Below are 14041 nucleotides of genomic sequence, written 5' to 3' on the forward strand. Positions count from 1 at the left end.
CATTCCATTCAACTGGAGTGCAGCTTTTTTTTGATTAGCATCCAGCAAAGCAGGGCGGCATGACATTGAAAGCAGCGGATTTCTCCGGACAGGTGTATATGCTACCAATGCTGGCACCCGCGATACCTGCTTCACCCATCTTCCCGGGAACCGGGCTATGGAACAAGCGCCGTGCGGGGCATTCGAATAGATTGATGTGAAGACCATTGGAGGAGGGATTACATGCAACAGTCTGTGACTCGTAAACACGCCCAGAAGTTTGTTGGTAAACATATTGTAGCTGCCAAAAAAGACGGAAGCTTGGTGACCGGAAAATTGCTGCGCATCTCGGGCAACCGCCTAATTATGCAGCGGGATAAAGGGAAAAAGGTTCACACCAAAGCGATCATTCCGCTCGTCTTGTTTGACCTGCTGGCGATCGGAACGGCTCCATACGCCTACGGCCCTTACGGGGGATACGGCGGGGTTCCTTATGGCGGCTACGGCCCTGGATACGGCCCTGGTTTCGGCCCGGCCGGATATCCGAAACCTTACGGCGGTGGATTCTGGTAAACCGTTATAATCGGCACGCATGTTAAAAGGGTTGTAGGGTATTTCCACCGCGATGCTAGGAAAGCCGCTTTTCCAATTCGTGGCACTGGTTTTTGGCGTGGTACTTGATGTTGAAATATCCCAATTTTTGGTAGAATATCATTCCATTCGCATTCCCGGAATCAACCATGACTTTCGACCGTTTGCACCCGCGTGACAACGCAAATCTTTCCGCATGGGCCATCAAGAGGTTTCCCCATCTTTTGCGTTGTGATTCGGGTGCAACGGCCAACATATCGATATAGAGCAGATCGCCGTGAAGCATAAAGTGGACAAATCCTACCGGATCCCCTTCGTAGTAGGGGGAAGCGATAAGTGTCACGCCGCGGTTCATGCGCCCGGGAAGATCCTTTCGCACCTGCTCCAATTGGCTTTTGGTCATATGGGACAGCGGGACAAGCTGGGTCTCGATTAAATGCATGATGACAGCATCGTCCTGCTTGGGTCTGCGGTATCTAATCATAGAGTCTGTCCTCCGTTCTGCTGCCCAATTCATCCATGAGCGACATACGTCATCATATGAAAATAGGGGTGGGCGGTGTGCCGAAAGTTCCCGGAAAAATGGAGGACAAAAGCGGACATGTATTTTTTTATCCGAATCTGGGTATTGACTATAGAATCGATGGGTCATATAATGTGTCTAAACATTTTATCGAGTATACAGTCATCGGCAATGAAGAGGACGAAGTTTAAAGGGCTCTTTTGAACAGAGAGTGAGAGGATCTGCTGCAACCTCCGCCAAAACCCCTTTTATACGAGCTCACCTCGGAGCTGTTCTCCTGAAAAGCGCTAAAGCCTATTAGGGAGAATCGTCAGGTCCACGTTACGGACTCAAGGTATGGAAACGGATGAGCCATCGATGATGAGGCACCGTTCCTGATTTTCTATACCTGCTGAGGCTGTGCACTGTGAAGTGCGGAGCAAATATGGGTGGTACCACGGAAGAACAACCTTTCGTCCCTCACACAAGAACATTGTGTGATGAGGGATGGAAGGTTTTTTTGTTTACCATCACAAAAAAATGAACGTATTCTTGAGAGGAGGATGACTGATGAGCGCGCAAATTCCTGAAGTGCGGTCTACAGAACAATTACGTGAGAAATGGATGAAGCCGGAAGTCATTTCCGGCTCGGAAATACTGCTTCGCAGCCTTCTGCTGGAAGGTGTCGAGTGTGTTTTCGGGTATCCGGGCGGGGCAGTGCTTTACATTTACGATGCGATGTATGGATTTAAGGATTTCAAGCATGTGCTGACTCGTCACGAGCAGGGAGCGATCCATGCAGCAGACGGTTACGCACGGGCAAGCGGCAAAGTCGGCGTGTGTATAGCAACATCGGGACCGGGGGCGACCAACCTGGTCACAGGAATTGCCACCGCTTATATGGATTCCGTCCCTCTGGTTGTTATCACGGGTAACGTCGCAACGAGCCTGATCGGAACGGATGCTTTTCAGGAGGCCGACATTACCGGTATCACGATGCCGATTACGAAGCACAGCTATCTCGTCAGAGATGTCAAAGATCTGCCGAGAATTATTCACGAAGCATTCCACATCGCTTCGACCGGCCGCAAAGGTCCGGTGCTGATCGACATTCCGAAGGACGTATCGGCGGCACTTACACTGTTCGAACCGGGAAACAGCATTAACCTTCGCGGATACAATCCGCGCCTGGTGCCTAACAAGCTTCAGCTCGACAAGCTGGTTGCAGCGATCGAAGAGAGCGAGCGCCCGATGATCATTGCCGGCGGCGGCGTGATCTACTCCGGCGGACATGAAGCACTGTACGAATTCGTGAAGCGGACCGAAATTCCGATCACGACCACGCTTCTCGGTCTGGGCGCATTCCCGAGCGGAAATGAGCTCTGGACGGGCATGCCAGGGATGCACGGAACTTACGCCTCCAACATGGCGATTCAGGAGTCGGACCTGCTGATCAACATCGGCGCGCGGTTCGATGACCGGGTAACAGGCAAACTGAACGGATTTGCCCCGAAAGCGAAAATCGTGCACATCGACATCGATCCGGCGGAAATCGGCAAAAACGTGCCGACGGACATTCCGATCGTAGGCGACTGCAAGACGGTGCTGGAAATGCTGAACAACGATGTGAAGCGGGCCGGCAAGGCTGAAGCCTGGAGAACCCAGGTTCAGCAGTGGAAGCTGGAGCATCCGCTCCGCTACGCTGATTCGGATACAGAGCTCAAGCCGCAATGGGTTATCGAGCTGCTGAACGATACGACGAAGGGCGAAGCGATCGTCACGACCGACGTAGGCCAGCATCAAATGTGGGCTGCACAGTACTATAAGTTCAATCAGCCGCGCTCCTGGGTGACCTCAGGCGGCCTCGGAACGATGGGATTTGGACTTCCTTCCGCTATCGGTGCCCAAATGGCCAATCCGGAAAGGCTCGTCATTTCGGTGAATGGTGACGGCGGCATGCAGATGTGCTCTCAGGAGCTTGCCATCTGCGCCATCAATAACATACCGGTGAAGGTCGTCATCATCAACAACCAGGTGCTCGGTATGGTTCGTCAGTGGCAGGAACTGATTTACGATAACCGTTACAGCCATATCGACCTGGAAGGAAGCCCGGATTTCGTCAAACTGGCCGAGGCTTACGGAGTGAAGGGACTTCGGGCGACGAACAAGGAAGAGGCCAGAACAGCCTGGAAAGAAGCGCTCGAAACACCGGGACCTGTCGTTGTGGAATTTGTGGTCAGCAAGGGTGAGAACGTGTATCCGATGGTAACTCAAGGCTCGACCATTGATCAAATGTTGATGGGGGATGCATAATTATGAGCATGAGACATACCATTGCCGTTCTAGTGAATGACCAGCCGGGCGTGCTGCAGCGGGTATCCGGACTGTTTGGACGCCGCGGGTTCAACATTGAGAGCATTACGGTCGGGCAGTCGGAAGAAGCGGGGCTCTCCCGCATGGTCATCGTCACGATCGGTGACGACATGACGCTGGAGCAAATCGAGAAGCAGCTGTACAAATTGATCGATGTCATCAAGGTTATCAACCTTAGCTCCAAGCCAATGGTAGCGCGGGAGCTGGCGCTGATCAAAGTCAGCGCGGAGCCGGCGGAACGTCCGGAAATCCTCGGCGTCGTGGAAACGTTCCGCGCTTCGGTCGTCGACATCGGAAGCGGCAGCATTATGGTTCAGGTTGTCGGGGATTCCTCGAAAATCGACGCCATGATCGAGCTCTTGAAGCCGTACGGAATCCGGGAGCTGTCTCGCACCGGAGTCACCGCCATGATTCGCGGAAATGCATAATCATACACAACAACATATTCATTAAATTCCCGCTAAAGAGCGGGGGTTTGAGAGGATCGTATCCCGAAAGCGGGACAAACCGGGTGCAGGGTCCTTTGAAACACCCGCTCTTTATGAAGGGTTCTTTTTAAAAACAAAGGAGGATTTATTCACATGCCAGTTACAACTTATTACGAGCAAGACGCAGAACTCAGCGCTTTAAAAGGAAAAACCGTTGCCGTTATCGGATACGGAAGCCAAGGCCACGCACAGGCGCAAAACCTGCGTGACAGCGGTGTCAAGGTCGTTATCGGTCTTCGCGAAGGCAAATCTTTCGATAAAGCCAAAAACGACGGTTTCGAAGTTCTGTCCGTTGCCGAAGCAACAAGCCAAGCGGACGTGGTACAAATCCTGATGCCGGACGAAACTCAAGCATCCGTGTATAAAAACGAAATCGAGCCTAATCTGAAAAAAGGCGCTGCGCTCATGTTCTCCCACGGCTTCAACGTCCATTTTGGACAAATCGTCGCTCCTAAAGATTCCGACGTGCTCCTGGTTGCTCCAAAATCCCCAGGTCACATGGTTCGCCGTACGTATGTCGAAGGCTTCGGTGTTCCTGGCTTGATCGCCATCGAGCAGGACGCTACTGGCAATGCGAAGCAAATCGGACTGGCCTATGCAAAAGGTATCGGCTGTACCCGCGCAGGGGTTATCGAAACCTCCTTCCGCGAAGAAACCGAAACCGATTTGTTCGGTGAGCAAGCCGTACTTTGCGGCGGCGTAACTGCGCTGATCAAAGCCGGATTCGAAACGCTGGTTGAAGCTGGATACGCTCCGGAAATGGCTTACTTCGAGTGCCTCCACGAAATGAAGCTGATCGTTGACCTGATCTATGAAGGAGGCATGGCTAACATGCGTGACTCCATCTCCAATACGGCTGAGTACGGTGACTATGTAACTGGACCTCGCATCGTAACGGAAGAAACGAAGAAAGCGATGAAGGAAGTGCTGTCCGACATCCAACAAGGTAAATTCGCCCGCGACTTTATCCTTGAGAACCAATCCAACCGTGCATTCCTGAATGCAACGCGCCGTAACGAAGCTAACCATCCGATCGAAGTTGTCGGCGGTCAGCTGCGTGAAATGATGCATTGGATCAAGAAATAACATACGGCACTCATCCATAAATATAAAAGGCGGATCCCCGGATATAGAGGGGATCCGCCTTTTGCATTTCGGGAGCAGCGATGTAAGCCGTTATGCCCGTTTACCAGGCATACGCCTCGGGAGCGGCGCCGCCCGGTCCCGGGAAAATTTCGTCCAGCCGCTTCAGCACGGCTTCATCCAGCTTGATTTCGAGCGCGCCGAGGGAGCTTTCGAACTGCTCCAATGTACGCGGCCCGATAATCGGCGCCGTCACCGCCGGATTGCTCAGCAGCCAGGCAAGCGCGACGTTGTCCTGCGGCTCGCCGAGCTCATTGCACAGTTCGGCAAACGCCTCGAGCTTGGCGCGATGCTTCTCGATGCGCTCCGCGCTTCCGCCGCTGCGCGTGCCTTCCAGCTTCTTCAGCGCGTTGCGTCCGAGCAATCCGCCGTCGAGCGGGCTCCACGGGATCACGCCGAGGCTGAGGCTTTGCGCAGCCGGCAGCACTTCCAGCTCCGGAAGGCGGCAGTTCAGGCTGTATTTATGCTGCTCAGACACCAGGCCGAGGAAATGGCGGTTCTTCGCTTCGCTTTGGGCGATGGCCAACTGCCAGGCAGCAAAGTTGCTGGAGCCCACGTAGCCGATTTTGCCCTGGTTCGCCGCGATTTCAAAAGCGCCCCACAGCTCGTCCCAAGTGACATTCGGGTCGACATGGTGCATTTGGTACAGCTCGATATGGTCGGTCTGCAGGCGCCGGAGTGATCCTTCCAGGTGTCTGCGGATTTTGTACGAGGACAGGCCGCGCGCTCCGTTCGGACCGTCCGCCGGGTCGCTCATGTCGCCATGAACCTTGGTGGCGAGGACCACCTTTTCGCGGCGGCCGCCGCCTTGGGCAAACCAGCGGCCGATAATGGTTTCGGTCAAGCCGGAATTTTCGCCCCAGCCGTAAATGTTAGCGGTATCAAAAAACTGAACGCCGGCGTCAAGCGCCGCGTCCATGATGCGGAACGCTTCCTTCTCGTCCGTCGCCGGACCGAAATTCATCGTTCCCAGGCACAAGCGGCTCACTTTTAAACCCGATTTTCCCAAATACGTATACTGCATGAATCCGTTCAACTCCTTTGCGATTGAAGAGTATAAGTCCAAACAATACCATTGTACCCGGATTAATCAGGAAAAGAAATGTGCCTTGTTAAGGCAGGTATAGAATAATTTAATCCATTCGGTCAGCTTATAGGAAAATACTATTAAGGTCATAGATTCTATATCTTGGTCAATGCTCTCCTTCATGTGTTACAACAGTATATAGAGAATTAGGACAGTGAAAACGCAGGTAACTGAAGGAGTGACTGAAATTATGGCAGAGGTTAAAAAGATTGCAGTAATCGCAGGGGACGGCATCGGGCCGGAGGTTGTCGCAGAAGCGGAGAAAGTGCTCAAGCGCACGGAGGAGCTGTTCGGCTATTCGTTTGAAACGGAGCATGCGCTGTTCGGGGGAATCGCAATCGACGAGAAGGGAACCCCGCTTCCGGAAGAGACGCTGGCGGTATGTAAAAATGCAGACGCGGTGCTGCTTGGAGCGGTAGGCGGACCGAAATGGGACAACAATCCGAAGGAACTCCGTCCGGAGACTGGCCTGCTCGGTATCCGCAAGGCGCTCGGATTGTTCTCCAACCTGCGTCCGGCCGTGGTGTTCGACTGCTTGAAGGACGCCTCGACGCTGAAGCCTGAGGTGCTGGAAGGCACGGACCTGATGGTTGTACGGGAGCTGACCGGCGGCATTTACTTCGGTGACAAGCTGAGACGTCAAGGCGAGCATGGCGAAGAAGCGGTGGACACTTGCGTGTACAATGTGGCGGAAGTGGAACGGATCGTGCGCCAAGCCTTTGAAATCGCCCAGAAGCGCCGCAAGAAGCTCGCTTCCGTCGATAAGGCGAACGTGCTCGAAACTTCCCGCCTGTGGCGTGAAGTGGTGAATCGGGTCGCTCCGGATTATCCGGATGTGGAGCTGGAGCATGTGCTTGTCGACAACTGCGCCATGCAGCTGCTGCGCCGGCCAGCCAGCTTCGACGTCATCGTGACGGAGAACATGTTTGGCGATATTTTGAGCGACGAAGCGGCCATGCTGACCGGGTCAATCGGTATGCTGTCGTCCGCTTCGATGGGAGAAGGCGCGTTCGGCTTGTATGAGCCGGTTCACGGCTCCGCACCGGATATCGCGGGTCAGAACCTGGCGAATCCGATCGCCACGATTCTGTCACTGGCGCTGATGTTCCGCCTCACGTTTGGATACGGCGATGCGGCAGACGCGATTGAAGCAGCTGTGGCTGACGTGCTGAATGCCGGACATCGCACAGGCGACATCGCTGTGGATAAGAGCAAGGCGATCGGCACACGGGAGATGGGCGACCTGATCGTGGCTGCGATGAAGAAGTAATTTTCAACATAATATTGAGGTCGTTTTAGCGCTATATAAATGAAGGGATTTTTTTGGAAAGGGTGCTGCCGGGTGATCGGCGGCCCCTTTTTTAACATCCGTCTGCTGAAGATTCGTTGAAAAGTTCACGATATTATCTTATTTATAATTATTATAAATAAATAACGTATATAATCTTGACTTTGATTTCGTCGAATGATACCATTTGAAATGTAGATTCCACTTGGGATGCAATACGATACTTAATCTAGAACAGAGCAGTTGTTCTTTATATTAAAGGAGGAATTTTTGACATGGCAGAACGTTTAGTAGGTAAACCGGCTCCTGAATTTACGATGGAAACTGTAACAGGTGACGGCGCGGATTTCAGCAAAGCAAGCCTGACTGACTATCGCGGTAAATGGCTCGTATTTTTCTTCTATCCACTCGATTTCACTTTCGTATGCCCTACGGAAATCACTGCGCTGAGCGATGCTTACGAGCAGTTCAAAGCGCTTGACGCTGAAATTCTGGGTGTGAGCACGGACTCCATCCACAGCCACAAGGCTTGGATCAACACACCGCGCGACTCGAACGGTCTTGGAAAAATCAACTTCCCGCTGGCTTCCGACATCACGAGATCCGTTGCAAAAGACTACGGCGTGTACATCGAAGAAGAGGGCGTTGCTCTTCGCGGTCTGTTCATCATCAACCCTGAAGGCGAGCTGAAATATCAAGTGGTTAATCACAACGATATCGGCCGCAGCGTTGAAGAAACCCTTCGCGTCCTCCAAGCGCTGCAATCCGGCGGATTGTGCGCAATGAACTGGAAACCAGGCGACAAAAATCTGGTAACCAACTAATTTTTAAATATTCGGACAAGCCCCCTTTGCCTTGCTTGATGCAGGCCAAGGGGGTTTTTCATCAACTGTGGTTTTGGGTTTAGAATGCCTCGGAGAAGTTGAAATATGGCTATGAGCGGCATAACGTCTTGTTTTGGCATTAATATAGAATGAACTCATCTATTTAGCAGGATTTGAACAGGGCGATATAGAAAACCAAAGAGCAGGCATACATGATAAAACTTGGGTCCCGTCAGGGTTGAAAAAAAGGAATTGTCGAGCTTGGAATCGAATACATTATGAAGAAATACGGTGGAATCCAGAGGAGGGTGAACTGGAATGAGTTATTGCTGCGGAGCAAGTATGGTTGGAACGAAAGGTACACTTAAACATTATCGCACTCAAGTCCATAATGTTCCCCTGTTGTTCTGTCCCGTGTGCCACCGGGTTGAGGTTCATTACAAGGTTGAGAATGAATACGAAATTTTGGCCGAATATGCGCATGGTGACGGGGCGGCAGAAATTGACTTTCAGGATTATGTGATCGAGGACGAAGAGACCATTTTTGAAAATGTGGTCAACTGTGAGAAGGAAGATCCGAAAGACATCATTCAGAGCCAGATTGACATGGCCCTTGATTTGTTGACGGTCGCCAAGCAAATTCAAGACGAGAAATGGCAGAGCGAGCTGAAGAAAAGACTCGCGGTCATGAGCCAGCGCCGGCTGCGTCTTCAGCATAAATCATAAAATTTCATCGGATACCCGGGCCTGCCGTCGAATCGGCGGAAATCGTCCCGGCTGAGCGCCCGGTCACGACATAGCATCAGGTACAAAAATAAATTTTTTGTGTCTGATGCTTTTGTTTTAAGATTCGCTTTCGCAAGAGACGACATCCTTATTTTTACAGGAGAAACTTCTGCATAAGCGGGGACTTTCGGCTAAGAAGGAGCACCGATTGACGGCCATCATTTTCAGGCTGGGACCATTTTTTCTTTTTTCGACAGTATCTCTTGTTGAGTTTTCCGGCGAGCTTGTCTATGATTAAACTAATCTTTATTACTGGCCAAAAGATGGAATATCTGCCTGCTAACGATTTGCCAATTCCGTCATTTCCTTATAAAGGGGGGGCATCGTGTGAGCGAAATCCAAGAGACGTTGTTGCAGTCCCTGGAGGCGTTTCAATCTACGCAGCTTGTGAAGAACAAGTACGAGAACATTTTGGAGCACTTGGACAGTGGGGTAATTCTTTTCGACAGTGAGGGCGTTTTGACCTTTATTAATGTGCAAATGGCGAGGTTGTTGGAAATTTCCCGTAAGTCGTTGACTGGCCTAACCTTGCTTCAAATTTTGCGTCATCCCCAGTTAAGCCGGTATAAGAAGAAGAAAATATTACGTATTTACCGCGAAACCATTTTTCACCGAAAAAGATACCATGAGCTAAGTGATGAAACCGGACGCCAGTGGCTTCTTACGGTCACCTACGGCGATCAAATGGACGGTGATTTTTTATTTAGTGTCAAGGATGTATCCGATTTCAAGCAGATCGAACAAACCGCCTACCGAAACGACAAGCTGGCGATGCTCGGCAAAATTTCAGCATCGATCGCCCACGAAATCCGCAACCCGCTCACGGCCATCCGTGGATTCATTCAGCTGCTGAGACCTCATTTGACCAAGCTCGGAAAAGACGAGTATGCCCGCATTATATTGACCGAGATCGACCGGGCGAACGACATTATTTATGAATTTTTGAATTCGTCCAAGCCATCTGCACCGCAAACGACCGTCATCCCGGTTTCGTCTTTGCTGAAGGAAGTTGTTCTCCTTACGGAGAGCGAAGCGCTGATGAATGGCTGCGAGGTTGTTTTGCTCGATGAGTCTACGCCCCTTCATATTTCCGTCGATGTGAAGCAGATTAAGCAGGTTATTCTCAACATCATTAAAAACGCCATGGATGCGATTGCTGATCAGGGACATGAGCATACCGGGAGGATTGAAATCCGCACGCGCAAGGACCATAAAAACGTGAATATATGTATTTCGGATAACGGAAAGGGTATGGATCATATCACGCTGAGCCATTTATTTGATCCTTTCTTTACGACCAAGGAAAGCGGGACAGGCCTTGGTCTGTCCGTCAGTTACCGGATCATCAAGAATCACCGGGGATATATCTCTGTGGACAGCAAAGTAGGGAAGGGAACAGAGTTTGTGATCTCGCTTCCGATCGTTGAAATGTCCTGATTCGGCACAGCAGGAACATTTTGTCTTTGGAGTTGCTTTGGACAACGGTGGAATAATATATATGACTATCGTCCGAAAACTTGAAGACAAAGGAAGATGACGCCGATGAATGGACATCCGTTTTCCGAAGGACAAGATATTACGGTCACATGGAAGGATCATACGGAAGCTACTCAGCTCAGTATGGATGCGCTTGTTGTTATGGTTTCCCAAAAGGACTTTGAGGATAACGCACTTTCTCCCAGTCTTGCACCCATTGTGCAGCAGCTCAGGGACAGCCGCCTGTTCGGTGCTGCCTTCAATCAAATCCACGCACTGCCTGTGCCTGATTCAAGCGGCCATCGCGCCGTTATTCTAGTCGGGATCGGCGAACGTTCGCTGACCTCCGAAGAACTCAGGCTTGCTGCCGCCCAGGCGGCTAAAACCGCGCTCAAAATCCAAGCCCACAGCCTGGCATGGGAAGTGCCGATGACCATGATGCGATTTACTGCGGAACAGAACACGATAACTGCGGCCCAGGCCCTGACCGAAGGGTTCATTCTGGGCGCATACCGGATCAAGCAGTACAAACGAAACCATCCGACGTACCTTGGAATTAAAGAGCTGGTGCTTTTTCGAAAAGGAAACGCAGATCCCCGGGAAGCTGAAGAATGGCGTCAAGGCATTGTCCGTGGGAAAGCGGCAGCCGAAGCTACCTGTTTGGCGCGGGATTTAACGAACCTCCCTGGAAATATGCTGGTTCCAGAAGATCTGGCGAAGCATGCGCAGCGGATTGCCCGGAAGCATGGCATGGAATCACACACGCTGGATGTCGAAGAGCAAAAGGCGCTCGGTATGGGTGGATTGCTCTCGGTTGGCCGGGGGAGCATTCAACCTCCGCGGATGATCGTGATGAAGTATCAAGGAAGGGACAGCTGGGATGACGTTATAGGGCTTGTCGGCAAAGGCATTACGTTCGATACTGGTGGCATCTCTCTGAAGAAGCGGCTCGGCATGGAAGAGATGATCAGCGATATGGCCGGAGCCGCTGCGGTGCTGGGTGTCATGAACGCACTTGGAACGCTGAAGCCGAAGGTAAACGTTGTGGCTGTCATTCCGAGTGCTGAGAACATGCCTGGAGGCGGTGCCTTTAAGCCGGGGGACGTGATCCGGTCGTTCAGCGGGCGGACGATCGAGGTGCTGAACACTGATGCGGAAGGCAGAGTGGTGCTCGCCGATGGCATGACTTATGCCAGGCAGCTCGGAGCGGTCCGTCTGATCGATGTGGCGACGCTCACAGGCGCCGTCGTGACGGCTTTAGGGGATGTGGCGACTGGAGCGGTAACGAACGATGACACTTTTCTCCAGGAGCTGATCCTCGCTTCGAAAAGATCCGGTGAAAAAGTATGGCCGCTTCCTGCTTACAAGGAATTTTGGGATATGCTCAAGAGCGACGTGGCGGACATTCGTAACAGCACCGGAGGCAGGGGGGCTGCGATTACGGCAGGCCTGTTTATCGGAACCTTTGCCGAAGGGCTGCCGTGGGTTCATCTCGATATCGCCGGAACGGCCTACGCCCAAAAAGAGCGGGGTGTGAATCCCAAGGGAGGCACCGGGGTGATGGTCCGGACCCTGCTGGAGTGGATTTTGTCTCAAGCAGCATCCTCATAATACCATGAACGTAAAGCGGAATCCTGAGCGGGATAGCCGCTTTATTTCGTATGCCGTCATTTTGCGGTCATAACTGTCAGGACAATTAACCTTTACTTTTCTGGTCACCTTCAAGTATGATGAAGGAATAAATTTTATGCCGGAAGGAGAAGCTTGTTGGATGAAAACGAACCCTTGTAAAATTGTCGATTGCACGATTCGCGATGGGGGACTGGTTAATAACTGGGACTTCAGCGTCGAGTTTGTACAAACTTTATACGCCGGACTGAATGAGGCCGGTGTTGACTATATGGAAATCGGCTACAAAAATTCACCCAAACTGCTGAAGGGCGCCGAATCTGCCGGACCTTGGCGCTTTTTGGACGATTCCTTCCTGCGTGAAGTGATCCCCCAGAAGGGCAAAACCAAGCTGTCCGCCCTCGTGGATATCGGCCGTGTCGATGAGAATGATATTTTGCCCCGCGAAGAGAGCATGCTGGATTTGATCCGTGTTGCTTGCTACATCAAGGACGTGGATAAAGCGCTGGAGCTGGTGCAGACGTTCCATGAACGTGGTTACGAAACGACGCTGAATATTATGGCTTTGTCCAACGTCATGGAGAACGAGCTGCTGGAAGCCTTCGAAATGATCCGGGAGAGCGTGGTCGATGTCGTCTACATCGTCGACTCCTATGGAAGCCTTGACCACAAAGACATGGAGTACTTGGTCGAGAAGTTCAAGAAGCACCTGCCGAACAAGCGCCTTGGCGTTCATACGCATAACAATATGCAGCTGGCCTTCTCCAACACGCTGACCGCCGCGGAGCTGGGCGTAGAGCTGCTGGATGCGTCTGTATACGGAATGGGCCGCGCGGCTGGCAACTGCCCGACCGAGCTGCTCGTCACTCATCTGAAAAATACCCATTACAACCTTCGTCCGGTGCTGGATTTGATCGAACGCCTGATGATTCCGCTTCGTGAGAAGGAGGAATGGGGCTACCTGATTCCTTACATGGTTACGGGAACGCTGGGGGAGCATCCACGTTCCGCCATGGCGCTCCGGGCATCGGAGGATAAGGACAAGTACGTGGATTTCTATGACAAGCTGACGACTCCGGAAGTCAACTTTGATCCGAAACACAAGTAAACCGCTTCATTTGATTCATTGGAAAAAGGGCTGCCCGTCACAAGTATCGGGCAGCCCTTTTTTGGCTTCAATCGAGTCTGATATATTCGCGTTCACCGGTACGGTGATTATAATAGACCTGGTATTTATGACCGTCTTTCGGGTCAATAAATACTTCCGAAGTCGGCGTAAACGATCCGTTCATGATGTCCCTGCTGCCCCCGCTGTCGTCCCGGCGGCGGTATCTCTTGTCGAAGAAGCGCCAGCTTACCCATAACAGCAGCAGAAAAGCGACCAGCTCCAAGGCGTATATGAGCAGAATAATGACCATACCTCCCATCAGCTAACAGGACGGGTTCTAACGACCGTGCCGTAGGCAACAATTTCGCTCATGTTATTGCCGATATCCCCGCTGTCAAAGCGCATCATCACGATGGCGTCACCGCCCATGGCATGCGCGTTCTGCACCATCCGGTCCACCGCCTGCCGCCGCGCATCCTCAATCATCTGGGTGTACTGCTTCACCTCGCCGCCGACAAGGCCCTTGAGGGAAGCCATAATGTCCCCGCCGATGCCTCTGGCTCTAACGACGACTCCAAACGTGGTGCCGAGTACCTCGATAATTTCATGATTGGCTACATTTTCGGTTGTTGTAATGATCATACAATGCCACACCCCTTAGGTATTATAATCTACAATACGGATGAAGGAGGATAAGGATTCATTTTTTTTGCAAAACGACTCATGTCGAACGATGGCCCCAATGCAAAATTATTGTCTAATGTTAG

Annotated in this window: 14 protein-coding genes; 10 read left to right on the forward strand and 4 right to left on the reverse strand. The window is 51.8% G+C overall.

The features are described from left to right. Positions 1–222: 222 nt before the first annotated feature. On the forward strand, positions 223–552 hold the full coding sequence (locus GCU45_RS22755) for a hypothetical protein (protein ID WP_152400762.1): 330 nt from the start codon (positions 223–225) through the stop codon (positions 550–552). 55 nt (positions 553–607) lie between these two features. Here GCU45_RS22755 and GCU45_RS22760 read toward each other — a convergent pair whose 3' ends face one another. Then, on the reverse strand, positions 608–1054 hold the full coding sequence (locus GCU45_RS22760) for a GNAT family N-acetyltransferase (protein WP_105445852.1): 447 nt from the start codon (positions 1052–1054) through the stop codon (positions 608–610). A gap of 588 nt (positions 1055–1642) precedes the next feature. Between GCU45_RS22760 and ilvB the strand changes: the two genes are divergently transcribed. From ilvB to ilvC, 3 genes are all read left to right on the forward strand, one after another. Continuing rightward, positions 1643–3385, forward strand: a complete 1743-nt coding sequence (gene ilvB, locus GCU45_RS22765; protein ID WP_152400765.1) for a biosynthetic-type acetolactate synthase large subunit — start codon at positions 1643–1645, stop codon at positions 3383–3385. A 2-nt stretch (positions 3386–3387) separates the two neighbouring features. After that, a complete protein-coding gene (gene ilvN, locus GCU45_RS22770; RefSeq protein ID WP_076173236.1) occupies positions 3388–3873 on the forward strand; it encodes an acetolactate synthase small subunit in 486 nt (161 codons plus the stop codon). Positions 3874–4026: 153 nt separating this feature from the next. Beyond that, on the forward strand, positions 4027–5019 hold the full coding sequence (ilvC, locus tag GCU45_RS22775) for a ketol-acid reductoisomerase (RefSeq protein WP_076173235.1): 993 nt from the start codon (positions 4027–4029) through the stop codon (positions 5017–5019). A gap of 100 nt (positions 5020–5119) precedes the next feature. Here ilvC and GCU45_RS22780 read toward each other — a convergent pair whose 3' ends face one another. Further along, a complete protein-coding gene (locus GCU45_RS22780; RefSeq protein WP_152400767.1) occupies positions 5120–6100 on the reverse strand; it encodes an aldo/keto reductase in 981 nt (326 codons plus the stop codon). A 253-nt stretch (positions 6101–6353) separates the two neighbouring features. Here GCU45_RS22780 and leuB point away from each other — a divergent pair, with 253 nt between their 5' ends. The 6 genes from leuB (at position 6354) to GCU45_RS22810 (ending at position 13274) form a co-directional block, all read left to right on the forward strand. After that, positions 6354–7433: a 3-isopropylmalate dehydrogenase gene (gene leuB, locus GCU45_RS22785; protein WP_076173233.1), complete on the forward strand. Its 1080-nt coding sequence runs from the start codon at positions 6354–6356 to the stop codon at positions 7431–7433. Between the two features lie 293 nt (positions 7434–7726). Then, positions 7727–8275: a peroxiredoxin gene (locus tag GCU45_RS22790; protein WP_152400769.1), complete on the forward strand. Its 549-nt coding sequence runs from the start codon at positions 7727–7729 to the stop codon at positions 8273–8275. 318 nt (positions 8276–8593) lie between these two features. Beyond that, the gene (locus GCU45_RS22795; protein ID WP_076173231.1) at positions 8594–9001 is read left to right on the forward strand and encodes a hypothetical protein; all 408 of its coding nucleotides are present in this window, start codon (positions 8594–8596) and stop codon (positions 8999–9001) included. 387 nt (positions 9002–9388) lie between these two features. Then, complete coding sequence (locus GCU45_RS22800) at positions 9389–10498, forward strand: ATP-binding protein (RefSeq protein ID WP_152400771.1); 1110 nt, start codon at positions 9389–9391, stop codon at positions 10496–10498. 105 nt (positions 10499–10603) lie between these two features. Next, a complete protein-coding gene (locus GCU45_RS22805; RefSeq protein WP_167527198.1) occupies positions 10604–12148 on the forward strand; it encodes a leucyl aminopeptidase in 1545 nt (514 codons plus the stop codon). 160 nt (positions 12149–12308) lie between these two features. Beyond that, entirely contained in the window at positions 12309–13274 is a 966-nt protein-coding gene (locus tag GCU45_RS22810; protein ID WP_089545713.1) for an aldolase catalytic domain-containing protein, read from the forward strand. A gap of 67 nt (positions 13275–13341) precedes the next feature. On the opposite strand, the gene GCU45_RS22815 is transcribed toward GCU45_RS22810, so the two are convergent. Both GCU45_RS22815 and GCU45_RS22820 read right to left on the reverse strand, forming a co-directional pair. After that, a complete protein-coding gene (locus GCU45_RS22815; protein WP_076173228.1) occupies positions 13342–13584 on the reverse strand; it encodes a hypothetical protein in 243 nt (80 codons plus the stop codon). Positions 13585–13592: 8 nt separating this feature from the next. Then, positions 13593–13916 (reverse strand): YbjQ family protein, encoded by a 324-nt coding sequence (locus tag GCU45_RS22820; protein WP_105445850.1) that lies wholly within the window; start codon positions 13914–13916, stop codon positions 13593–13595. Positions 13917–14041 lie beyond the last annotated feature (125 nt).

The sequence above is a fragment of the Paenibacillus cellulositrophicus genome (genome assembly GCF_009363095.1).
In the GTDB taxonomy this organism is placed as follows: Bacteria; Bacillota; Bacilli; order Paenibacillales; family Paenibacillaceae; genus Paenibacillus_AQ; species Paenibacillus_AQ favisporus.